Source organism: Flavobacterium koreense, assembly GCF_054776075.1.
Genome location: NZ_BAAHCF010000029.1, coordinates 275,054 through 299,353, shown reverse-complemented (window position 1 = coordinate 299,353; position 24,300 = coordinate 275,054). Strand labels below are relative to the sequence as shown.

Sequence of the window (24,300 nt, the reverse complement as noted above, 5' to 3'; positions counted from 1 at the left end):
AACTCATTTAGTAAAATTAAGAAAATAATTATTAAAAATACAACAAAAAGAATTTTTATTTTTGATTAATTATAAAAAGGTTTTCTTTTTCTGATAATATCATAAAATTTAATAGCGAAAAATGTCCTAAAATAAAAAATACCATTGACATTGGTTTCAAAAATGGCAAATCTAAATAATAGAATTTAACTCCTAAAATCAAAATATTAAAAGTATAAAAAATTGCACTGACCAAAAGCAGTTTACTTGTCTTGTCATTTTTCATAATATAATTACCTAGTGCAATTCCTCCCATAAATGACATGCTTATACTATGAAAAATTGTAATAATGAAAACTTGAAAACTTATCTCATCAAAAATTAAAAAATTCAAATAAATAAACATAAAAATAAATGGAATTGTTCCGATAACAAACGGAAACAATGTAGGCAATTTTACTTCTTTATACACTTTTAAAAGAATAAATAGCCTACTAATTATAAACAACACAGAAGCAGCAGTTACATAGTTAATAGCTTCTGATAAGAATAACACATTTGATATCCAATTCAAAAAAAGCGCAAAAATATATACACTAGATACTTTGCTTGATTTAATTAGATATAAACTTAAAAGTAAAGGCAATAAAATTGGTTTGGAAATAGCAATCCATAATTTATTTTCCAAAAATTCGGACACAATTTCAATTATTGCTAAAAGAAAAAATAACAATAATAATTTTTTATATAAGTAAGCCTTATTAATTGCAAGAGCTATCATTGATTATTATAAGTTAATTTTTTCTCTATTAATAATAGAATTTACAAAAAATAAGTAGGAAAAAATTTGACATGAAAAATGAATTAAATCAAGAATTAACAACTTAGCCTGAAAATTGTAAAGAATATAAAAAACATCCGATATTAAAACACAAAAAACACACAAAAGTAAATACAAATTGGACGTAGTAACTTTATTAATGATTTTATATGAAGCTAAAAATGAAATTAAAAATAACGCTATTCCATAGACTGCTATTTTCACTTGTAAATCTTCAGAAAATTTAAAAATATCAACTACAGTATGCCATAAATATCCTAAAAAAAGACTCACAACTAACATTGATATTAAGTTGAAAATTGTAGCTCTAAATTTTTCAATCCTTTTTAACATTATAAAAATCAATAAAATATTACATATGAAAAAAGGTATAATTAAATATTTTATCTCATCTTTAAAATCAAAAATCCCAATAGAATCTCCTATAAAATTAAAAAAAAGATATGCACAGGATAAAAAATCTACTTTCTTTACATTTCCAATGTAGTAAAAAAACAAAACCGGAATTAGCATCGATTTTGAAAACAATTTCAAACCAGAAAGCTCCAAAAAGTTTGCAAAAATTGCAACAACACATAAAATTAAATATCCAATTAAGGCAATTCTATCAATTTTCATTTATCATTTGTATAAAATCGTCTTCCGATATGATGGAAATCCCGAGTTGATTTGCTTTTTCTAATTTGGCAGGTCCCATATTATCTCCTGCAACCACAAAATCAGTTTTTGCAGAAATTGAACTTCCTACTTTTCCTCCATTATCCTCTATGGCTTTCTTTAAGTCATCTCGAGAAAATTTTTCAAAGACTCCTGAAACTACAAAGGTTTTTCCAGAAAGTTTTACTGTTGCATTAGGATTAAATTTTTCAATTATTTCAAATTGAACTCCAAAAGATTTGAGTCGTTCAATAATAGTTCTGTTTTCTTGATTTTCAAAAAACTCAATAACACTTTGAGCAATTCTATCTCCTATTTCATCAACTAAAATTAAATCCATTACAGAAGCTTGACTCAAAGCATCTATAGTTTTATAGTGTTTCGCTAATTTCTTAGCAACAGTTTCTCCAACATATCTTATTCCTAAAGCAAACAAAACTCTTTCAAAAGGAATCTCTTTTGACTTTTCAATTCCATTTACAAGATTTTCAGCACTTTTTTGTGCCATTCTTTCTAATGGAATTACATCTTCTACTTTCAATTCATACAAATCGGAATAATCTTTCACTAATCCGTTATTGAATAATAAAGCTACTGTTTCGCCACCTAGACCTTCAATATCCATAGCTTTTCTAGAAATGTAATGCTGAATTCTTCCTATAATTTGTGGCGGACAACCATAGAAATTTGGGCAATAATGTTGTGCCTCACCTTCTTTTCTAATCAATTCCGTTTGACATTCTGGACAATGAGTAATATATTTCGTCGGTTCAATCTCTGTACCTCTTTTGGCAACACCAATAATTTTCGGAATGATTTCGCCTCCTTTTTCAACAAAAACTTCATCGCCTACTCTAATGTCTAACTTTTCAATTTGATCAGCATTGTGCAAGGAAGCTCTTTTTACTATTGTTCCTGCCAATTGCACAGGTTCTAAATTTGCAACTGGAGTGATGGCTCCTGTTCGTCCAACTTGATAGGATATTGAGTTTAAAGTTGTGGTAACTTGCTCTGATTTAAACTTATAAGCAATTGCCCAACGAGGTGATTTTGCAGTATAACCTAACTCATTTTGATGATTAAAATCGTTGACTTTTATTACAACGCCATCTGTTTCATAAGGTAAATCGTGACGATGTACATCCCAATAATTAATAAACTCGAAAACTTCGTCAAGGTTATTCGCCAATTTTGATTGCGTTGGAACTTTGAAACCCCATTTTCTAGCGGTTTCTAATCCTTTAAATTGCGTATCAAAAGGCAAATTATTACCTGTAATAAAATACAACAAGCAATCTAATGGACGTTTAGCAACTTCGGCACTATCTTGTAACTTTAAACTACCTGAAGCCGTATTTCTTGGATTTGAATAAGGAGTCTCACCAATATCAATCAATTCCTGATTCATTTTTTCAAATCCTTCAAAAGGAAGAATAATCTCTCCTCTAATATCAAATTTAGATGGAAAATTCCCTTTCAATTGCAATGGAATAGATTTTATAGTTTTGATATTATTAGTAACATCGTCACCTTGAAAACCATCACCACGAGTAACCGCTTTCGAAAGTTTTCCATTCTCATAAGTTATAGAAATAGATGCACCATCATACTTTAACTCACAAGTATATTGCAAACTTACATTACCCAAAACCTTTTGAATTTTGGTTTCCCAATCCTGTAAATCTTCTTTAGAATAAGAATTATCCAACGAATACATTCTGTTTTCGTGAACAACCGTTTGAAAATTCTTAGTAATTGTTCCACCAACTCGTTGTGAAGGCGAATTTTCGTCAAAAAACTCAGGATGTTTAGCTTCTAAATCTTGTAACTCCTTTAATTTTTGATCAAATTCAAAATCAGAAATAGTTGCATTATCAAGCACATAGTAATTGTGATTGTGCAAGTTAAGTTCTTCGCGTAAGTCTTGAATTTTTTTAAGAATGTCCATAAAACCAAAAAATATATTTCTTCACTAAAGTAGGTAAATATTTCTAAATTCAGGAAATTATGATTGAATTATAGTATTAATTTGAACATATAATTGTCCGTCACTCAAAATCGCACCTTGAGTAATTAAATCAAATATTGATTCTTTTCTTTCGGCATCATAATTCTTTTTTCCAACATGAATTTCTACAACATCGGTGAATAGATTTTCACTTAGCCATTGTAAACCATCTTTAGTAAGAAAGTCAACATCTGGTACTAACGATTTTATCACCATTGAGTCGATATAGTCTTCTTGACAATGAAAAAGGAAAATATGGTTTTTAGAAAAATGTTCCAAAAACTGAGAATTAGACAAAACACCTTCCCAAATTAAATCAGAGAAAACGTCTAATTCTTGTTCGGCAACTTCGGGTTTGTTAGCTTTAATTTCGTCCCATTCTTTTTTATCAATAGATTGAGAAGCAAGAAAATTTGCAAATTCTTGATGCAAAGCTTCAAATTGTTCTTTGGTTAATCTTTTGTATTTCATTTATACTGAACTTGTTTCAGTATCTGTTTTCATAAGATACTATTATTAATATAAATAGAATCTGAAATAAATTCAGATTAAAAAAAAATCCCGACTTTCATCGGGATTTAGATTGTTTGTAGTGAGCTATTAAACTTCAGCTACGATTTCGTATGGTAATTCAACAACTACATCTCTGTGCAATCTTACAGAAGCAGTGTATTTTCCAGTTCTTTTTACAGTTCCACTAGTGATAAATTTTCTATCAACAGGTTGACCAGCAGCTTCTAATGCAGCAGCGATATCAATATTGGTTACAGAACCAAATAATTTTTCACCACCTGCTTTTGAAGTAATTTTAATCTCTAAAGCTTTTAATGCATCTGCAATTTTAGTAGCATCTGCAACAACTTTAGCTTCTTTGTGTGCTTTTTGCTTTAAGTTTTCAGCTAAAACTTTCTTTGCAGAAGGTGTAGCCAATTGAGCAAATCCTTGAGGAATTAAAAAGTTACGACCGTATCCAGCTTTTACTGTAACGATATCATCTTTAAATCCTACGTTTTGAACGTCTTGTTTTAATATAAGTTCCATGTTGTTGTCCTTATTATAGAAGTTAGGTTTCCTTTATTGGAAAACCAACAACTGTTGATTTTAAATTATTTTAATAAATCTGCTACATATGGCATTAAAGCTAAGTGACGAGCTCTTTTTACAGCTACTGACACTTTTCTTTGATACTTCAATGAAGTTCCTGTTAAACGTCTTGGTAAAATTTTACCTTGCTCGTTAACGAATTTTAATAAGAAATCTGCATCTTTATAATCGATGTATTTGATTCCAGATTTTTTGAAACGACAATACTTTTTAGTTTTGTTAGTTTCTATGTTCAAAGGCGTTAAATATCTGATATCTCCGTCTTTTTTTCCTGAAGCTGATTGTTGTAATGTTGCCATGATTAAGCTTTTGCTACTTTAAGTTTTTCTCTTCTTCTCTCTGCCCATGAAATTGCATGTTTGTCTAAACTTACTGTTAAGAAACGCATGATACGTTCGTCACGTCTAAATTCAGTTTCAAAAGCAATTAATACTTCTGGAGCTACTTGGAATTCAAATAAATGGTAAAAACCACTTTTTTTGTTTTGGATTTCGTAAGCTAATTTTTTTAAGCCCCAATCCTCTTTTGATACCATCTTTGCTCCTCTACTTGTAAGAAAATCTTCAAATTTGCTTACTGTTTCCTTTACCTGAACATCAGATAAAACGGGATTTAAGATGAAAACAGTTTCGTAATGATTCATAATAAATATGTTTTAATTATATAAAATTGGGTGCAAAGGTAGAAATAAATATTAGTTTAACAACTCAAAAACATAAAATATCGCCTAAATGCAAAAAAATACTGCTTAAAAGCAAAAAAAATCGATAAACGTTATTTTCTTTAAAAAAAAGTACTATATTTGTCTCACCAAATCTATAATAATACTGAATTATGAAATTAAATTGTGTAGTAGTCGATGACAGTTCTCTTCAGAGGATGGTCATTGCAAAGTTAGTAAATAATCATCCGAATCTACAATTAGTGGGTGATTTTTCTAATGCAATTGAAGCAAAAAATTGTATGACGGTGCATACCGTTGACCTAATCTTTTTAGATGTAGAGATGCCTGTAATTAGCGGTTTTGATTTTATTGATGGTTTAAAAGTTAAACCTCAAGTAATTTTCATTACTTCTAAAGCTGAGTATGCCTTGAAAGCATTTGATTATGATGCGACAGATTATTTGCAAAAACCAATTGTACTAGAGCGTTTCAATGCTTCTGTAAAAAGAGCATTAGACCATTATATGTTACGTCAAGACAATCATGACGATGAAGGTGATCACATCTTTATTAAGAGTAATCTTAAAAAGTTGAAAGTTTTTACCAATAAAATCAAATGGATTGAAGCTTACGGCGATTATGTAAAAGTTGTTACAGAAGAAGATACTAATCTTGTTCTATCAACAATGAAATCTTTTGAAAAAGACTTATCTAAAGATAAATTTATTAGAGTTCACAAATCGTATATCATTAATATCGACAAAGTAGAACGTTTCAATAGTAAATTTGCTGAAATTGGAGTTACTAAAATTCCATTAAGTCGTAATAAGAAAGAAGATTTAATTAGAGCTTTAGCAATTGCTTAATAAAAATCTACGTTTGCAGTAACTTTTATAGTTCTGTATTGCGGAATAACATCAAAACTATTCAGAATTTTCTGGATAGTTTTTTTTGTGTTTGGAATAGACACATTTTGTGGAATTTTAACCATAATAGTTCTGATATATTCATTACGAATACGGTTAATCCCTGGCTCTTCTGGACCTAAAACTGGTAGTTGTAAATGTTGCTGCATCACTTGATACAACCACATCGAACCTTCTTTTAATTTGTCAAAATCTTTGTGTTTTAAGGTCAACTTTATCAAACGGAAATAAGGTGGATATTTATAAATCTGACGTTCATGCAATTGCTCTTTATACATTCCAACATAATCATTGTGAGTCACTTGCTGAATAATATTGTGATTTACATTATACGTTTGAATAATAACTTTTCCGCGTTTGTCTGAACGACCTGCACGACCAGAAACTTGAGTCATCATTTGAAAACTTCTTTCAAAAGCTCTAAAATCTGGATGATATAACATTGTGTCAGCGTTCATAATTCCGACTAACGATACATTATCAAAATCTAATCCTTTTGCAAGCATTTGAGTTCCAACCAAAATATCTATTTCACGATTTTTAAAACTATCAATTAATTTTTCAAAACTGTATTTTCCACGAGTGGTGTCTTGATCCATTCGCTTGATGTTTTTTGTTGGAAATAATTCGGCTAATTCCAATTCAATTTGCTCTGTTCCAAAACCTTTCGCAGAAATATCAACACTTGAACAAGAGTGACAATTGGTTGGTTTTGCAATAGAATATCCACAATAATGACAACGCAATTGGTTCTTGAATTTATGATACGTCAAACTCACATTGCAACTAGTACATTGCGGAATATGACCACAAGTCATGCATTCTAAAACAGGTGAAAAACCTCGTCGATTTTGAAATAAAATGATTTGTTCACCCAAACTCAAAGCTTCCGTTATGGCTTCAATTAGCGTCAAACTGAAATGACCTTTCATTCGTTTTTTGAAGTAATTTTCTTTTAAATCTACCAATTCAACTTCGGGTAAAGGTGCTTTTCCGAAACGTTCCGAAATTGAAATCATTCCATATTTTCCTGATTGTGCATTGAAATACGTTTCAATACTTGGCGTTGCCGAACCTAATAAAACTTTGGCTTTTTGTGAATTTGCTAAAACAATTGCGGCATCACGCGCATGATATCTTGGTGCAGGATCTTGTTGCTTAAAAGTTTGTTCGTGTTCTTCATCAATGATTATCAATCCTAAATTGGAAAAAGGTAAAAACAAAGACGACCTTGCTCCTATTACGATTTTAGCTTTTTCTGAATTTTCCAGAACTTGATTCCAAACTTCAACACGTTCATTATTAGAATATTTAGAGTGAAAAACAGCGACTTGATTTCCAAAATGCGCCGTTAAACGAGAAACCAATTGCGTGGTCAAAGCAATTTCGGGAAGTAAGTACAAAACTTGTTTGCCTTGAGCAATATATTCTTCTATTAATTTGGTATAAATTTCGGTTTTTCCTGATGATGTAACGCCATGAAGGAGCGAGACATCTTTAGAAAGAAAACTCTCTTTAATTTCTATAAAGGCATTTTGTTGTGCTTCACTTAAAACTAAATTATTTTCAATTTTATTTTTATCAAAATTGACTCTGTCTTCTTGAATGTAATATTCTTCAAAAATAGTTTTATCTATTAAAGCTTTGATTGTAGCCGATGTTGACTGAGAAATTTCTGTTAATTGCTTTACCGAAATTGGCTTTTTTTCTTGTGCATTTAACTGAAAATAATGCATCAGAACTTCCTTTTGCTTTGTTCCTTTTAAAGAATCTAATAACGAAATCAGACTTTCCTCGGAAGTATAATCTTCATGCAAACGAATGTATCTAATTAACTTCGGCTTGTATTCTTCTTGCATTTCTTCTTGAAGCGAAAGCACATTTTTATTTAGCAATTTCTGAACTATAGGAAAAATATTCTTCTTGTTCAAAATTGCACTGATATCCTGAACTTTTAATGAACTTTGATGTTGAAGTGCTTCAAAAATTAGAAATTCATCATCGGATAATTCGGATTCATTTACATTGAAATCTTTCTTTTGAGATATTATTGTTTCGCTTTCTAAAATAAAAGCAGATGGCATTGCACCACGAAAAACGTCACCAAGATTACACATATAATAGGACGCAATCCATTGCCAATGTTGAATTTGAAATTCATTTACAATTGGTTTTTCATCTAAAATTTGATGAATTTCTTTGGCTTCATATAATGTTGGTGGAATTTGGTGCAAATCTAAAACCAATCCTGTATAGATTTTGCTTTTCCCAAATGGAACCGCAACACGCATTCCGATTTTGATGTAATTGTACTCGGCTTCCGAAACGCTGTAGGTGAACGTTTTGGGTAAAGAAAGCGGTAAAATTACTTCAATGAAATGCATTTTTTAGAATAAAGAGAATAGAAAATAGATGAAAGAGACTAAAACTAACTAACTTTTCACTCGTTTCCAATATTGGGTTCTTCCTAAAAGAGAAATTCCAATATAACCCCGAACTTTTAGTTTGTCATTGCCTTCCAATGTGATATAACACTTGTATAGCTTACCGTTTTTTGGATCTAAAATTTTACCACCACTATATTCTTCGCCATCTTTAGTCAATCCTTTGATAAAAATCAAGCCCATAATTGGTTTATCTTTATCTGTTCCTTGACATAATGTACATTTTTTGAATCGATGTTCAGTTTCTAAAATTTCAACGATTCTTCCGTAGATTTTTCCGTCAACTTCATAGATTTCTACAATGCTCTTTTCTTTTCCGGTTTCATCATCAATAGTTTTCCATTTTCCTAAAACAGATTGACTTTGCACTATTTGAAAAAACAAAACTAAAAGTAAAACTAAACTATTCTTGAGTTTGAACATTTTTAACGTCTTCATAACTGGATTTATTTCTTAATTGTAATTTTTTATTATTGATTTATGACTTAAAATATTAATTTGAACTATTTTCTGCTTCTAATTCAAGTGCTTTTTCTCTTTTTAGTTTTTGAATTAAAGCGTTCAATTCGAATCCTAATAAAAGAATCATACAATTAATCCAAATGTAAAACATTACTACTAAAAGTGTTCCGATAGAACCATAAAGTTCATTGTATTTTGAGAATTTCACAACCCAAATTCCGAAGACATAGGAAGATAAAATGATTAAAATTGTTGTAAAAACTGAACCTATAGAAATAAAGGCACGTTTTCCGTTTCGTTTAATTCCGAATTTAAAAAGCAATGAAGTTGTGACTAAAATCATCAGAATTAAGAAAATATAACGGCTCATTTCTATTATCGGAATATTCTCTGAAAGTACATCTTGAATTTTAGTTTTTTGAATTAAAACCTCAAAGATTACAATTGTTGCAACAGTAATAATCAATAATAAAGAAAGTAAAATTGACATTCCTAGCGAAACAAAATATTGTCTAAAAAAGGCACGTTTTAAAGTGATATGCTGTGAGTTTTCAAATCCTCCTAATATTGCGTTTACACCATTGGTCATCAATAAAATAGCCATTACAACCCCTGTCGAAATTAATCCTGAATTACTATTATGAAGAATATCATCTATAATTTTTGATATTGCATCATAAGTTGTTGGTGGAACGCCATCTTTAACAAATCCAAGAAAATCTTCTTGAAAACCTTCAATTGGAATATATGGAATCAAATTCAGAATAAACAAAGCAAAAGGAAACAACGCCATAAAGAAACTGAAGGCAATTGCAGCAGCACGATAAGACAAAGCGCCTTCTATAATTCCTGTAATGTATAACTCTAAAAGTTCATATAACGACAACCCATGTAGCCAAGGCAATTTGATTGAATTACCAAAAGCTATAAGTTGCTTAATTACCGGAAAACCTTTTATTTTTTCTTCTAATGTCATTTTTTGTTATTGATTGTATTCACAAACAAATATTTGCTTTTCTGAATTATCATGAAATTCTTCTTCATTAAAATTACCAAATTTTTTAATAATATCAAACCCATTCCATTTTAAATAAGCATCTAATTCTTGTGGAAAATACATTCTCATATCCAAATTTTGAACAGAATCAAACATATCATTGATAAAATAATGCCATTCAATTCTATTTATTTGAGTTTTACTTTCATATCGCATTGCCTGTTTAATAACTATTTTTCTTCCATCTTTGGTTTTATATTCGGCAATTTCTTTTAATTCTTTTTCTGCTTTAACAATATAATGAATGTTCGGATTATAACAGTCAAACAAAAATTTACCACCAATTTCAAGGTGCTTTTTTACAACTTTAAATACATCAAACAAATCTTCATTTTGATATAAATGATGAATTGAATTAAATGGAATAAAAATTAAATCATATTTTTCTTTTAACTCTAAAGTTCTTATATCTCCTTCTATAAACTCGATTTCTAATCCTGATTCAATGGCTTTAATTTTGGCTTGCTCCAACATTGAAGAACTATTATCAACTCCACTTATTTTATATCCTTCCTTAGCAATTGGTAATGTAAGTCTACCTGTACCACAACAAAGTTCAAGTATTTTGGCATTCTCATCCTTTGGAAGCCACTTTTTATAAAATTGTAAATCCGTTAGAAAAGTATTTAAACCATCATAAATATTGGCATCATAAATCAAATCGCCTACTCTATATTTACTTTCTTTCTTTTCTTCCAAAATCAATTTTAATTATGTTTTTATTAAAAATTAAATCGCTTTCAAACTCAAATCCATGTTATAAACAGAATGTGTCAAAGCACCAGATGAAATGTAATTTACTCCACACTCAGCATATTGACGAATAGTGTTTTCATTGATGTTTCCTGAGGATTCAGTTAAACATTTTGTTCCAATTAATTCCACTGCTTTTTTTGTATCTTCAAAATTAAAATTGTCAATTAAAATTCTATAAACTCCATCGTTTTGCAAAATTTCTTTTATTTCATCGAGATTTCTTGCTTCAACGATAATTTTCAAATCTTTATTGTTGGCTTTTAAATATTCTTTTGTTTTGTTGATTGCTTTTGTAATTCCACCAGCAAAATCGTTATGATTGTCTTTTAGCATTACCATATCGTACAATGCAAATCGGTGGTTTTCACCACCACCAATTTTTACAGCCCACTTTTCACAAGCTCTAAAACCTGGGGTTGTTTTTCTTGTGTCAAGAACTTTAGTGTTAGTTCCTTCTAGTAAATCAACATATTTTCTTGTTTTAGTTGCAATCGCACTCATTCTTTGCATCGAATTCAATACTAATCGTTCTGCTTTTAAAATCGATTGCGAACTTCCTGAAACATGGAAAACTACATCACCATATTTCACAGTTGAACCATCAGTGATAAACGTTTCTACTTTCATGTTGGCATCAACATAATTGAAAACCATTTTGGCAAATTCAACTCCGGCAATTATTCCATTGTCTTTTACTAATAGTTTAGCTTTTCCTTGTGCATCAGCCGGAATACATGCTAGTGAAGAATGATCGCCATCGCCAACATCTTCACGGATGGCATTTTGTATAATTAATTGGAGTTCGTTTTGAAATTGTGCTTCTGAAATCATAATCTAAATTTGAATGGCTAAAATAATTAAAAATGTTGATTTGCGTTATGATATAAATCTGAAATTATAAATAGATTAACTAAAACTATTCAATTACATTTTTTTATACATTTGATAGCGTTTAATAACTTCAAAAACTCATGAAGAATAGTAATTATTTTATACTTTTTCTTTACATTCTTCTGCTGATAAACGGTTGCAAATCTGTTGTCACCAAGCAAATTGAAAAAACCAACACTTCTGAAGAAGTTGAAGCAAAAATCCCACCATTTCAATATAAACGAACTGACTCAGATTCTATTTTATTAAAACGCTTTTTAGGTCATTACAAAGATATTTATAATAAAGACTCAACACAGTTAAATTATTATGGTGCCGAAATATTCTACGAAAAAGATTCCATTTTTAAAGTTATAAATCTTTATGGAGATTATGTTGGAGCAACCTATAATCCGGTTGCTGAAAGTCATATTGCTTATAGAGATAACTTGTATAAGGAATATGTTAGTGGCGAAACCTTTAGAATTGACAAATTATCGCCTTCTAAATACCTTTTATATACCGATGATTATAATAGATTATCAAGTAATTTTCATTTTTATAACGTAACATTTAACAACGATTCTATAGTAATTGAAGAAACTACAGAACACAAAAATTTCATTTACAATTTTATTGACAAGAAAAAAGAATCCATGGATAACTATCTTGAAGACATTAAAAATTCAAGAAAATTGGAGAGAAATGAACTTTATCAACTTGGAATAGATTCTACAAAAGTTGAAATCAATGAAAAATATTACAGATCACCTGATGCCTTTTTATCTAGAGAAAATCCATATTATTATGGCTCGATTTATTATCGTCAAAAATATGGTGATGAAACTATGAAAGTGCTTCAATTCAATCATAATGACACAATCAAAGAAATTACTTTAGGAATAGTTGGAGGTGATTCTGATAGTTATAAAATGACTTCAGAGTTTGTAAATGATTCTATTTTTATTCAATCACTTGTTAATCAAGAAACCATTGTGGATACCAATGATACTATGGGTTATGCTTTCGATTCAATTGTTACAAAATTCAAGTACAATGAAAAATTTGAATTAGACACTGTTAGCGTAGACACTTTTAAATATAAAAAATACCAATTTAAAAGATATGGTGCACCAGTAGAAAATCATATTTATTACAGTAAACCATTCAAAATCAATAATCTTGAATGTTATTGGGAAACCACACTCGAAATTACTTTTGATGACAATAAAAAACCTTTAAAAACCAAAAATATTACAAGAAAATTAATAAATAGTAAAACTAGAAAGACTCTTTTGATTTCTCAACCAGACATGATTATTGGTGATAAGAAAAGTTTATTCTATTCGTCATCCGATGATTTTAAAGATTTTAATTTTGATGGATATGCAGATTTTTCTATTTATAATTCTACAAGTTCAGGAGCTAGTCATGCGTTTTATGACAACTATTTATTCAATCCCAAGACTAAGAAATTTGATTACAGCAAAAAACTATCTGGTTCAGAAATAACTGTCGATAATAAATTAAGAACCATAACTTTATACTACAATATGGGAAGGTCTTATCATGTTGAACATATCATCCATTATGATTTAAAAGGTAAAATTTTATTTGAAGAAAAATTCATTGAAGAATTGTTAAAAGAAAAAAACTCAGACGAATATTACTATTTGAAAACGTATCAGAAAATTAAAAACAATAAAATTATTTTGAATAAAACTGAAAAAGACAAAAATCTAAGCAGATAAAACTGTAATTCTTACAAATATTTACTACATTTACTTATTAGCAATATTAAAACCATAAATCATGGCAAAAAGTCAAGACGCAAAAAAGACCGTAAAAAAAGAACCTCTTAAAACGGCGAAAGAGAAAAAAGAAGAAAAAAGAATTAAGAAAAACACTCCGAAAAGAGATTAAATAGAAAAGGCACAAATTTTAAAGTTTGTGCCTTTTAATTTTTGAAATTTATATTAAAATTTATATTCAGTTCCAATGAATATTCCACTAATGTTCACATCTCCCATTCCCATAGAATATTTTGCATTTATTCCGAAATCCTCTGAAATTTCATAAGTAGCACCAAAATCTAAATTAAGTTTAAATTGATCTTCCGTAGCATCAAGATAATAATTCAAACTTGGTCCTGCTAAAACACCAAATTTTTCAGAAACAGAGTATTTTCCTAAGATAGGAACACTTAAAAAATTGAAATCTGTAATAGCTACAAACAAAAGTTCTGGTTGCACAGAAAAAGATTCTGAAACTCCAATATTTGCAAATCCACCTGCAAAGTATCCAGTTTCACTTGCTGTAGCTGTAGTTCCTCCAAATTTTACTTTAACTGTTGCTATGTCAACACCAGCTTTAGCACCAAAGGTTGTTTCTTGTGCATTTGAATAAAAAATTGTTCCTAATAAAATTGCTGTAAAAAATAATTTTTTCATCATGAAAATATTTAAAGATTAGTATGATGTAAAACTATTTTACTTTGAAAAGACATGAAATACGTATAAAATCGTATTTTAAACTTCATCAGGAAATATCTTTCCAGGATTTAGAATATTATTTGGGTCAAAAACATATTTAATGCGTTCCATTAATTCTAAATGAACTTTTGAAAAAGCAATATCCATAAAGTTTTTTTGAACAAAACCGATTCCGTGTTCGCCAGAAAGTGTTCCTTTTAGAGCAACAGTTAATTCAAAGATTTCACGAATACCTTTAGGCACTTCTTTCTCCCAATTTTCATCACTCATTTCACCTTTGATGATATTTACGTGAAGATTTCCATCACCTGCATGACCATAACAAACCGATTTGAATCCGTATTTATTTCCTATTTTTTTGATTCCGTTTAATAATTCAGGTAACACATATCTTGGAACAACAGTATCTTCTTCTTTATAAATTGAATTCGATTTTACTGCTTCAGCAACAGAACGTCTCATTTTCCAAAGTGCGTTTTTTTGGTCTTCAGTATCAGCAAATAAAACCTCATCAATTTCAAATTGCTCCACTACATTCATAATCTTTTCAGCTTCTTGCATCAAGATTTCTGGATAATTTCCGTCAACTTCAATCAATAAATGTGCTTGAACATTGTCTTTGACAGTGATGTTAATATTGTCATTGTATTTCAACGTCCAATCAATGGCATCGCGTTCCATAAACTCTAAAGCACTTGGAATAATTCCGGCTCTAAAAATGGCAGAAACGGCTTCACACGCTTGACTTGCTTTGAAAAAAGGAACCAACATTAAAACATTATGTGTGTTTTGAGGAAGAAGTTTGAGTACAATTTTTGTAATCACACCCAGAGTACCTTCACTACCAACCATTAGTTGTGTCAAGTTATAACCTGTTGAATTTTTTAGTGTATTTGCTCCTGTCCAAATGATTTCTCCGTTAGGCAAAACCACTTCCATGTTTATTACATAATCTTTTGTAACACCATATTTCACGGCACGTGCACCACCAGAATTTTCGGCAACATTTCCACCAATCCAGCAACTTCCTTGACTACTTGGATCAACTGGATAAAACAATCCTTTTTCAGCAACTGCTTCACGTAAAACTTGAGTGATTACAGCTGGTTCGACAGTAACTTGAAGGTTTTGTTCGTCAATTTCAATTATTTTATTTAAGCGTTCCATAGAAAGCCCAATTCCTTGATAAATAGACAAAGCACCGCCACTCAATCCAGTTCTTGCACCGATTGGCGTTGTTGGAATTTTATATTCGTTGGCAATTTTCAAAATTTCTGAAATTTCCTTTGTATTTGCTGGTTTTAGAACAACATTTGGAGGAAAAACATAATCTTCTGTTTCATCATGACCGTAATGATTGCGGGTTTCGATATCGGTAAAAATATAAGACTCACCTACAATAGACGTTAGCTTATTTAATATTTCTGGATTTAATTGCATTTTGTATAAATTGTGAAGTAAAAATAGAAAAAGAAAATAGAATAGTGAATAAAGAAAATAGATTTTTACAGCTTAATTGCTTTTGAAATTTTTCATTTACAAAATACGACCTCAAACTAGCCTTAATCTATCTTTTTTTTCAAATTTGGTAAAAAATAACAAATGATACCTATTAATGGCAGGAAAGAACAAACGTGGTAAACGTATTGTATTGAAGTTGCATCGGCAAGTTTTCCGAGTAAAGCCGAGCCTAATGCACCCATTCCGAAGGCAAAACCATAGAATAATCCAGAGACCATTCCGAGTTTTTTGGGAACTAACTCTTGTGCATAAACCAAAATTGCTGGAAAGGCCGAAGAAATAATGATTCCGATTACAACCATTAAAACATCAGTCCAAAATAAATTCACATAAGGTAATACTAAAGCAAAAGGAAAAGCTCCAAAAACAGACAGCCAAATGACATACTTTCTTCCAATTTTATCGCCTAAAGGTCCGCCAATAATGGTTCCAACCGCATACGAAAACAAGTAAATAAACATGTGAAACTGTGCTTGTTTTATGGTTAATCCGAATTTATCGATGATGTAAAATTGATAATAACTTGAAAGACTTGCAGAATAGAAAAACTTTGAAAAAATTACTATCAATAAAATCGCAATAGAAATTTGAACTTTCTTTTTAGGCAGATTGTGCAAATCGATGAAAGGTTGGACTTTATTTTTTCTAAAAACGAGATGCTCTTTGTACCAAAAAGCAATTTTGCTTAAAATTAGTAGCCCTAAAGCAGCAACAATAACAAACCAAAGGATATACTTTTGAGAATTTGGAACAACAATTAAAGCAACCAAAAGTGGACCAAGAGCAGTTCCGAAGTTGCCTCCTACTTGAAAAATAGATTGAGCCAAACCGCGTTTTCCGCCAGAAGCTAAATTAGAAATTCGAGCCGACTCAGGATGAAATATAGACGAACCAGTTCCTATTAAAACTACAGAAGCAATTATCCAATAAAAATTATTGGCAAAAGAAATTGAAATGATTCCTGCCATTGAAAAAAGCATTCCATAAATTTGAGAAAATGGTTTTGGATTTTTATCGGTGTAATAACCAACCAACGGTTGAAAAATAGAAGCAGAAAATTGAAAAGCAAAAGTGATTAATCCGATTTGAGAAAATGTTAGATGATAACTTTCCTTAATTATTGGATAAATGGATGGAATAATGGCTTGAATTAAATCGTTGAGCAAGTGAGCAAAACTGATAGAAAACAGAATAGAGTAAACCGTTTTATTAAGTAAATCCTCTTTGTTTAAAGTTGCAGATTGATTTTGCACAGTTGTAAATTTTGATACTGCAAAAATACTTTTTTTAACGGCAAAGAAGCAAAATTTTATTGCAAAGTTCATAACGAAAATATTTTACCTAAATTTGTAATAGAAATACCATTACTATTGGAACAATCATCAAAAAAATCGGCTTTATCGGAAAAAGATGGCGTTAATCAACCACAGAGTTTGAGTAATTCTTCGGTTGAAGTAATTAAACAAATGCGAAGAAAACAACCTTCTGCGCAAGAGTTAATTGATGGTATTTTGTCAAAAGATAAAGTAGCTTTAAGTCGAGCTATAACTCTCGTAGAAAGCACCAACCCTGAACATTTAGAAAAAGCTAATACCATAATTCAAGCTTGTTTACCTCATGCCAATAAATCAATACGTATTGGAATTACAGGCGTTCCTGGCGTTGGAAAAAGTACCTTTATAGAAGCTTTTGGAAAGCATATCACTTCCTTAGGAAGAAAAGTTGCCGTTTTGGCCGTTGATCCAAGTAGTACTATTTCGCACGGAAGTATTCTTGGTGATAAAACCCGAATGGAAGAATTGGTAAAAGATGAAAATGCTTTTATTCGTCCGAGTGCTTCTGGTGAAACACTTGGAGGTGTTGCAAGAAAAACTCGTGAAACCATAATTCTTTGTGAAGCTTGCGGATTTGATACCATTATCATTGAAACTGTTGGCGTTGGTCAAAGCGAAACCGCTGTTCATAGCATGGTAGATTTCTTTTTACTTTTGAAAATTTCTGGTGCAGGCGATGAATTACAAGGTATAAAACGTGGCATTATGGAAATGGCAGATGCAATTGTAATCAATAAAGCTGATGGCGATAATATTGCAAAAGCTAAATTAGCCAAAACGGAATTCAACAGAGCATTACATTTATTCCCAGCAAAGCTAAGTGGATGGATTCCAACTGCAGCAACTTGTAGTTCTTATACCAAAGAAGGAATTGATAACGTTTGGAAAACAATTTCAGAATATTTTGAATTGGTAAAAACCAATCATTATTTTGAAGAAAAACGTCAAAATCAGAATCAATTTTGGATGATGGAAACCATAAACGAGCAATTAAAATCCAACTTCTATAATCATCCTGAGATTATGAAACAATTGGAAGAAAACAAAAAAGCAGTCCAAAATGATGAAATTTCACCCTTTGCAGCTGCTATGAATTTGTTGGAAAAGTATTTTAGATAATTACTCTTCGTAAGCTTCCATTTCTTTATCGTAGAATTCACCTGCTAGTGTAATTAAATGTTCCATTTCGGATTCTAATTCGGTTTCGTCTTCTCCTTCTAAATCTTCTAAAAACTCCACTTCATCGTCTTTTAAATTGATTATAAAACGTGGAAAATCTAAATGTATAACGAATATATCATCTGGAAAATCGGAGTTGTCGGCTAGTACAAACTTTGGTAATTGCATAGTATTTATTTTTAAACTTTAATGTGTCCCCAGTTTTCGCCAGTTCTTATGCGATATAATTGTTGGGTTGAAATATTGAATTGTTTTGCAATCATAACCAAACGAGTTTTATTCTCTGGTCGTTGCAACATTTTTTTTATTCTTATTACTTGTGTTGAAGTTAACTTAGCTCCATCAGCTTTTTTGTTAAATTCGATAATTCGAGCTTTATTTGCTATAACGTTAGGGTTTTTCGATTGAAAATCAATTTGTTCTCTTTTTGTAGCCCATATCAAATTTTCAACTCTATCATTGTCTTTGCTAAAATCTAAATGAATTACCATCGTTCGCTCTGGATTATCATTAGGAATAAAATATTGAGCTACCAATTTATAAACCAGAAAACCTTTGTCTTTGCGTTTGCCATTTTCTCTAGTTTGATACCTAAAAACTCTGAAACCTTCAGTCAACGCGCATTTTATTTCTCTTCCACTCAAAAAATCATCTGTATAACTAATAATTCTTCCTTGATTGGAAACGGCATATTTCTTTTGCAATGGATGTTCAATAATAATTTGTTTGAACTCTTCTCCTCTATTTAGTTGTATCATTTGGGGTTGATTTTAAACTATCTTTCAAAATTAATGAATTTGTTAGATAATGAAAACGAATGTACAAAAATAATGCTGCAGCTGTTAATCCTGCTAAAAGCCCTAACCAAACGCCTACAGCTTTCAATTCAGTATATTCACCTAAATAATAGGATATTGGAAAGCCAATAATCCAATAAGCTACAAAGGTTAAATACATAGGAATTTTCACATCCTGTAATCCGCGTAAAGCTCCAAGAACTACGACTTGAATTCCATCTGAAATTTGAAAAATGGCGGCAACTAATAATAATTTAGCAGCAATAGTTACAACTTCAGTATTATCAACCAATTGAACTTGATCTTTCATATCCATAAATAATGGCGGCAAGATTTGATGAAAAGCTACAAACAATATGGCAAAAACTACTTCAATTATTATGGCTAATAAAAAAATAGAACGAGCCACCACAACTAAATTTTTATAATCTTGCAATCCTTTTTGATTACTAATTCTAATCATTGAAACTACGCTCAATCCCATAGCAAACATAAAAGTCATTGAAGCCAAACTCAAAGCAATTTGATTAGCAGCTTGACTCGTTTTTCCGATGTTTCCACAAAGCCAAATTGCAGCTGTAAATAAAACTACTTCAAACAACATTTGCATGGCTGAAGGCATTCCTAAATTTACAATTTTGACAATAGTTGCTTTCTTAATTTCATCAAAACTAAATCCTTTGAAGTATTGTTTCAAGCGTTCTTGTTTTGCCAAAATGAAGTGCATAAAAACTACCATAGCAATTCTGGAAATTACAGTTCCAAGAGCGGCGCCAATAATTCCCATCTTTGGGAAAATCCAAATTCCGTAGATTAATAAATAATTGATAATAACGTGAATAATATTTGCTCCAACTATAGCATACATCGAGTATTTTGTCATCGATAAACCATCGGCAAACTGCTTGTATCCTTGATAAATTATTAGTGGAACTAACGAAAAAGCAACCCAATCTAAGTAAGGTTTTGCTAATTCAATAACTTCTTTTGGTTGATGCAGCATTTCCATAATTGGTTTGGCAAAAACAACCATTCCGAATAATGCGAAACCTAAAATGGTACACAAAAGCATTCCGTGATGAAAAGCTGAACGGATTTTATTGTTATCTTTTTCTGCATCAGCTTCACCAATAATTGGTGTCAAAGCAGTTGAAAATCCTATACCAATTGACATTGCAACAAAAATCAAACTATTTCCAAGAGAAACTGCAGCCAATTCGGTGGAACCTAATTTTCCAACCATAATGTTATCTACAATTCCAATTAAAGTATGACCAAGCATACCCAAAATTACTGGATAAGCTAGTTGAAGATTATAACGAAATTCTTTGGTATATTGAGATAAATTCACAGTACTTTTTTTGAGTGCGCAAAGATAATAGAAAGGAACACAGATTTTAGAAATTTTAGAAATTAATAAAATCTGTATTGACTTATTTTTTTAGCTGTTCTCTATAAATCTCAATATTTACTGCAACTTTTGGATCCAACTTTGGTTCGGTGATATCGGTTAATTTTTGCATTTCTTCCCAAATGGTTTTGGCTACAATGTAACGAGCAACTCCTTTATCATCTGCCGGAATAATATACCAAGGTGCAATTTCTGTCGAGGTTTTATTAATAGCTTCTTCGTAATACTTCATGTAATCATCCCAACGTTCGCGTTCTTTTAAATCACCTGTTGAAAATTTCCAATTATCTTCTGGATTTTCCAAACGCTTTAATAATCGTAAACGCTGCTCTTCTTTACTCATGTGAAAATAAAACTTCAGAATTTTAGTTCCGTTCTGCGAGATATGTTTTTCAAAATTGTTGATTTGCTCAAAACGATTTTCCCAAAATTGAGGTTTGATATCTTCTACTTTTTCGATTCCAGGAAGGTTTTCAAATAAAATATATTCTGGATGAACTCTTGTTACCAATACATTTTCATAATGTGTTCTGTTAAAAACAGCAAATTTTCCTTTCTCTGGTAAAGCCAAATAATGACGCCATAAATAATCGTGTTCCAACTCAGTAGAATTTGGAGTTTTAAAACTATGAACCACTACTCCACGTGGATTAAATTCTTTAAAAACTTCACGAATCAAACTATCTTTTCCGCTGGTGTCCATTCCTTGCAAGCAAATTAAAAACGCATGACGATTGTGTGCATACATAGCATCTTGCTTTTTGCTCAACTTTATCTGAACTTTGTCCAACTCTTCTTCCTCTTGTTCTTTATCGGTATCAATATCTAATTTTGTTGGGATTTTTGACAAATTTATGTTTCCAACAACTTTAAAATCTTCTATGTTAATTGATTTCATTTTTAATTCATTTAATTATTGTAAAAATAGTATTTTTGGTTTCTCATACACTACACAAAATGGAAAAATTTCAACTTACGTTACTATTTAAAATCATTGGTCTTGGCTCGGCTTCTGGATTGATTTATCAAGATAATACTATTTTTGCTATTGGTGACAATAGCTCCTACTTATATGAATATCATATCGATAGCAACAAACTTGAACGTCATGCATTAGCTGAAAATTCAGAAGAAAATATTCCTAAAAGCATTAAACCCGATTTTGAAGCCATTACAAAACATCAAGATAGTTTATACCTTTTTGGCTCAGGTTCAACCGTAAATAGAACTATTATGGTTCAAGTTGATGCTAAATCTAAAAGTGTAATTAAATCGCAAGATTTATCCGATTTATATTTGGCTATGCAATCTTTTGGAAAAATAGCTGAAGAAGATTTTAATCTAGAAGGTGCTATTTTTAATGGTGAAACTTGGTTTTTATTTAACAGAGGTAATGGAAAAACCAATAAAAATGTAGTTTTTACTATCGACGGAAAAAACTTAGCCAATGAATTCCGAATTGTATCAAACGAATACAAACTACCTAAAATAAAAGGTATAAGAACTAGTTTTACCGATGCAATTCTTGTTGATGACAAAATCTATTTTCTAGCAACTGCAGAAAATACTGACTCAACTTATAATGATGGTGAAGTGCTTGGAAGCATCGTAGGAAGAATTGATGTAAAGAAAATGAAAATTGATTTTACAAAGAAAATTACCAATACACAAAAATTTGAAGGAATAACGCTTTTCAAAAAATCGGAAAAAGAAATTGAGTTTTTACTTTGTGAAGATAACGATACCGAAGTTTTAGAATCTAATATTTATAAGTTAGTGATTAGTAAATAGTGAAAAGTGAAAAGCATATAGAATAAAACTTTAAAACTTTTTTTCATCTCTTCCCAACCTTTTTATAAAAAATGTTCTCTTTATAATAAATACCTTAATTGTGATAAACGAAACGATACTTATTAACTGCCGAAAAATGCAACGCGATGCACAGCGACAAGTTTACGAACTGATGTCGCCTAAGTTGTATCGCACTTGTAAAAGGTATTTAAAAAAGGAAGAAGAAATTGAAGAAGTATTAGCCGATGCTTTCTACACTATTTTTACCAAAATGGATCAGTTGAAAGAATTGGGCGCTTTTGAAGCTTGGGCAAGAAAAATAACAGTAAATCAATGTTTGCATCAATTGAAAAGAAATGTAAACTTTAATATTTACATTGAAGACGCAAGTATCCAACTGCAACCGGAAACGTTGCCGGAAACTCATTTGGAGGAAGAAGATTTGCTGAATTTACTCAATTTTATTCCAGAAGGATGCAAAACTATTTTTAACCTCTTTGTGATTGAAGGTTACGGTCATAAAGAAATAGCGAGCATGCTAAAAATATCGGAAGGAACATCAAAATCACAATTGAATGTGGCTAAAACCAAACTGAAAGAATTAGTCAACAATCACTATTATCAACAAGTAAAATAAGTCATGGATAATCAAGATAATTTATTCAACAAAATAAAATCGGCTGCTGAAAATGCTGAAACCAAAGATTTTCCCTCGATGGAAAAAGTTTGGTCGAGAATTGATGCAAAACTAGATACCAAAGTTGAAAAGAAACATAACAACAATTGGAAGAAACTTTTAGTTGCAGCCTCAATTGTATTAGTAGTTACCATTGGTTATCAGTTTTTAAAAACCGAAAAAGAAATTGTTTCACCCAATAATGAAATCGTAACAAAAGAAGCTGAAAGACCAATAATTCAAGATTCATTAGAAAATCAAAATGCCATAGTTTCTACAGAAATTGAAAATCCGAATATTAAAGAAAACGCTGATGAAATTTTGAAAGAACAAATTACTGAACCAGTAGTATTTAAATACCATACAGTACCTTCAATTTCAAAAAAATCTGACGACGAAATGATGAAAGCTCCAAGTGTTGGAGCATACAATCAATCAACAAACGCAGCAAATTCAACTTGGTATGGAAATAACAATTTTGAATCACGTGGAGTAACGTATGAAGAAGTTAAGGCAGAAAAGAATGATGATAATTTAAAAAAGAATAAGGATACTAAAAAACAAGATCCAATTGTTGTAATAGATGGTGAAATTTCTAGAGAAAAATTATCTAATATGAATGATGAAGACATTGAATTTATTTTGGAACTACCTGATCCTCTCTATATCATCAATAAAATATATTACACAGAACAAGAATTATTTGGTCCGAATCCGACAAGTCCTTATGCGCCTTTGAATAAACAAAAGATTGAAAGTATTTCTATTTTACCTCCAGAAAAAGCAGTTTCAATTTATGGAGAAAAGGGAAAAAAAGGCATCGTAATTGTCACAACAAAAGACGGAAAACCGTTGCCCAAAAAGGAATAAACCATATTTACATATTAAAAAAACTAAACCATGAAAAGCCTTAAACATATTTCATTAGCCATAACTATGCTTTGTTGTTTCCTTAGTTTTAGCCAAGAAAAAACAATTACAGGAATCGTTTCTGACAAAAACGAAGTACTTCCATTTGTAGTTGTTCAAATAAAAGGAACTAAAACAGTTACTCATACCGATTTTGACGGAAAATTTTCTATCAAAGCAAAGGTTGGTGATACATTGCTATTTAGCTTTATCGGATACGATTCTCTTAAAGTAAAAATAAAGAAGAGAACTAATACATTAAACATAGTTTTAATAAATAATACCATTTTATTGCAAGAAACTTATCCAGTTGAGAGTTCCATTAGAAAACAAAAAAATCAAACAGAAATAATCAAAATTTCAAAAGAAGCTATTGAAAAAACGTAGCTAGAATAACACTTCACACATAGTCTAACCTTAAA

25 protein-coding genes are annotated in these 24,300 nt (G+C 30.5%); 7 read left to right on the top strand and 18 right to left on the bottom strand.

Features of this window, described 5'->3' with window-relative positions:
* Window positions 1-55: 55 nt before the first annotated feature.
* The 6 genes from ACYU7A_RS09585 to rpsF form a co-directional block, all read right to left on the bottom strand.
* Window positions 56-553 carry a hypothetical protein gene (locus tag ACYU7A_RS09585; RefSeq protein WP_460576071.1) on the bottom strand — a complete coding sequence of 166 codons (498 nt, stop codon included), beginning with the start codon at window positions 551-553 and terminating at the stop codon, window positions 56-58.
* An 874-nt stretch (window positions 554-1,427) separates the two neighbouring features.
* A complete protein-coding gene (gene ligA, locus ACYU7A_RS09580) occupies window positions 1,428-3,425 on the bottom strand; it encodes an NAD-dependent DNA ligase LigA (RefSeq protein ID WP_460576068.1) in 1,998 nt (665 codons plus the stop codon).
* Between the two features lie 57 nt (window positions 3,426-3,482).
* Window positions 3,483-3,956, bottom strand: coding sequence for a DUF6495 family protein (locus tag ACYU7A_RS09575; protein ID WP_396144563.1), 474 nt, complete (start codon window positions 3,954-3,956; stop codon window positions 3,483-3,485).
* 129 nt (window positions 3,957-4,085) lie between these two features.
* Complete coding sequence (rplI, locus tag ACYU7A_RS09570; RefSeq protein ID WP_298306212.1) at window positions 4,086-4,526, bottom strand: 50S ribosomal protein L9; 441 nt, start codon at window positions 4,524-4,526, stop codon at window positions 4,086-4,088.
* Window positions 4,527-4,591: 65 nt separating this feature from the next.
* The gene (gene rpsR / locus ACYU7A_RS09565; RefSeq protein WP_007138295.1) at window positions 4,592-4,888 is read right to left on the bottom strand and encodes a 30S ribosomal protein S18; all 297 of its coding nucleotides are present in this window, start codon (window positions 4,886-4,888) and stop codon (window positions 4,592-4,594) included.
* Between the two features lie 2 nt (window positions 4,889-4,890).
* Entirely contained in the window at window positions 4,891-5,232 is a 342-nt protein-coding gene (rpsF, locus tag ACYU7A_RS09560) for a 30S ribosomal protein S6 (protein ID WP_396144571.1), read from the bottom strand.
* Window positions 5,233-5,423: 191 nt separating this feature from the next.
* Between rpsF and ACYU7A_RS09555 the strand changes: the two genes are divergently transcribed.
* Window positions 5,424-6,119 carry a LytR/AlgR family response regulator transcription factor gene (locus ACYU7A_RS09555; protein ID WP_396144573.1) on the top strand — a complete coding sequence of 232 codons (696 nt, stop codon included), beginning with the start codon at window positions 5,424-5,426 and terminating at the stop codon, window positions 6,117-6,119.
* Here ACYU7A_RS09555 and priA read toward each other — a convergent pair.
* Genes priA through nadC form a run of 5 tightly spaced genes read right to left on the bottom strand, consistent with a single transcriptional unit; the run spans window position 6,116 to window position 11,729 of the window.
* Window positions 6,116-8,563 (bottom strand): replication restart helicase PriA, encoded by a 2,448-nt coding sequence (priA, locus tag ACYU7A_RS09550; RefSeq protein WP_460576063.1) that lies wholly within the window; start codon window positions 8,561-8,563, stop codon window positions 6,116-6,118. The genes ACYU7A_RS09555 and priA overlap by 4 nt on opposite strands.
* Before the next feature lie 48 nt (window positions 8,564-8,611).
* On the bottom strand, window positions 8,612-9,061 hold the full coding sequence (locus ACYU7A_RS09545; RefSeq protein ID WP_460576061.1) for a DUF2147 domain-containing protein: 450 nt from the start codon (window positions 9,059-9,061) through the stop codon (window positions 8,612-8,614).
* A gap of 55 nt (window positions 9,062-9,116) precedes the next feature.
* A complete protein-coding gene (locus ACYU7A_RS09540; protein ID WP_460576059.1) occupies window positions 9,117-10,061 on the bottom strand; it encodes a YihY/virulence factor BrkB family protein in 945 nt (314 codons plus the stop codon).
* A 6-nt stretch (window positions 10,062-10,067) separates the two neighbouring features.
* Window positions 10,068-10,847 carry a class I SAM-dependent methyltransferase gene (locus tag ACYU7A_RS09535; RefSeq protein WP_460576057.1) on the bottom strand — a complete coding sequence of 260 codons (780 nt, stop codon included), beginning with the start codon at window positions 10,845-10,847 and terminating at the stop codon, window positions 10,068-10,070.
* A gap of 24 nt (window positions 10,848-10,871) precedes the next feature.
* Window positions 10,872-11,729: a carboxylating nicotinate-nucleotide diphosphorylase gene (gene nadC, locus ACYU7A_RS09530; protein ID WP_460576055.1), complete on the bottom strand. Its 858-nt coding sequence runs from the start codon at window positions 11,727-11,729 to the stop codon at window positions 10,872-10,874.
* 140 nt (window positions 11,730-11,869) lie between these two features.
* Between nadC and ACYU7A_RS09525 the strand changes: the two genes are divergently transcribed.
* The gene (locus tag ACYU7A_RS09525) at window positions 11,870-13,519 is read left to right on the top strand and encodes an XAC2610-related protein (protein ID WP_460576053.1); all 1,650 of its coding nucleotides are present in this window, start codon (window positions 11,870-11,872) and stop codon (window positions 13,517-13,519) included.
* A gap of 225 nt (window positions 13,520-13,744) precedes the next feature.
* Here ACYU7A_RS09525 and ACYU7A_RS09520 read toward each other — a convergent pair whose 3' ends face one another.
* From ACYU7A_RS09520 to ACYU7A_RS09510, 3 genes are all read right to left on the bottom strand, one after another.
* Window positions 13,745-14,218 carry a porin family protein gene (locus tag ACYU7A_RS09520; RefSeq protein WP_460576051.1) on the bottom strand — a complete coding sequence of 158 codons (474 nt, stop codon included), beginning with the start codon at window positions 14,216-14,218 and terminating at the stop codon, window positions 13,745-13,747.
* Window positions 14,219-14,296: 78 nt separating this feature from the next.
* Entirely contained in the window at window positions 14,297-15,700 is a 1,404-nt protein-coding gene (locus tag ACYU7A_RS09515) for an FAD-binding oxidoreductase (RefSeq protein WP_460576049.1), read from the bottom strand.
* 122 nt (window positions 15,701-15,822) lie between these two features.
* Entirely contained in the window at window positions 15,823-17,106 is a 1,284-nt protein-coding gene (locus tag ACYU7A_RS09510) for an MFS transporter (protein WP_460576047.1), read from the bottom strand.
* A 45-nt stretch (window positions 17,107-17,151) separates the two neighbouring features.
* Between ACYU7A_RS09510 and meaB the strand changes: the two genes are divergently transcribed.
* A complete protein-coding gene (gene meaB, locus ACYU7A_RS09505) occupies window positions 17,152-18,234 on the top strand; it encodes a methylmalonyl Co-A mutase-associated GTPase MeaB (RefSeq protein WP_460576045.1) in 1,083 nt (360 codons plus the stop codon).
* Here meaB and ACYU7A_RS09500 read toward each other — a convergent pair whose 3' ends face one another.
* The 4 genes from ACYU7A_RS09500 to ACYU7A_RS09485 form a co-directional block, all read right to left on the bottom strand.
* Window positions 18,235-18,462 (bottom strand): hypothetical protein, encoded by a 228-nt coding sequence (locus tag ACYU7A_RS09500; RefSeq protein ID WP_298115261.1) that lies wholly within the window; start codon window positions 18,460-18,462, stop codon window positions 18,235-18,237.
* A gap of 11 nt (window positions 18,463-18,473) precedes the next feature.
* Window positions 18,474-19,052, bottom strand: a complete 579-nt coding sequence (locus tag ACYU7A_RS09495; RefSeq protein ID WP_460576042.1) for an NUMOD4 domain-containing protein — start codon at window positions 19,050-19,052, stop codon at window positions 18,474-18,476.
* Entirely contained in the window at window positions 19,036-20,442 is a 1,407-nt protein-coding gene (locus ACYU7A_RS09490; RefSeq protein WP_460576040.1) for an MATE family efflux transporter, read from the bottom strand. Before ACYU7A_RS09490 ends, ACYU7A_RS09495 begins: the two co-directional genes overlap by 17 nt.
* A gap of 82 nt (window positions 20,443-20,524) precedes the next feature.
* Window positions 20,525-21,400 carry a PPK2 family polyphosphate kinase gene (locus ACYU7A_RS09485; protein WP_460576038.1) on the bottom strand — a complete coding sequence of 292 codons (876 nt, stop codon included), beginning with the start codon at window positions 21,398-21,400 and terminating at the stop codon, window positions 20,525-20,527.
* Between the two features lie 59 nt (window positions 21,401-21,459).
* Between ACYU7A_RS09485 and ACYU7A_RS09480 the strand changes: the two genes are divergently transcribed.
* The 4 genes from ACYU7A_RS09480 to ACYU7A_RS09465 all read left to right on the top strand — a co-directional run bounded on the left by ACYU7A_RS09480 (window position 21,460) and on the right by ACYU7A_RS09465 (window position 24,265).
* Window positions 21,460-22,293, top strand: a complete 834-nt coding sequence (locus ACYU7A_RS09480; protein ID WP_460576036.1) for a DUF6929 family protein — start codon at window positions 21,460-21,462, stop codon at window positions 22,291-22,293.
* Window positions 22,294-22,429: 136 nt separating this feature from the next.
* Complete coding sequence (locus ACYU7A_RS09475; protein WP_344814936.1) at window positions 22,430-22,930, top strand: RNA polymerase sigma factor; 501 nt, start codon at window positions 22,430-22,432, stop codon at window positions 22,928-22,930.
* A 3-nt stretch (window positions 22,931-22,933) separates the two neighbouring features.
* Window positions 22,934-23,839: a hypothetical protein gene (locus ACYU7A_RS09470; RefSeq protein ID WP_460576034.1), complete on the top strand. Its 906-nt coding sequence runs from the start codon at window positions 22,934-22,936 to the stop codon at window positions 23,837-23,839.
* A gap of 30 nt (window positions 23,840-23,869) precedes the next feature.
* Window positions 23,870-24,265 (top strand): carboxypeptidase-like regulatory domain-containing protein, encoded by a 396-nt coding sequence (locus ACYU7A_RS09465; RefSeq protein ID WP_460576032.1) that lies wholly within the window; start codon window positions 23,870-23,872, stop codon window positions 24,263-24,265.
* Window positions 24,266-24,300 lie beyond the last annotated feature (35 nt).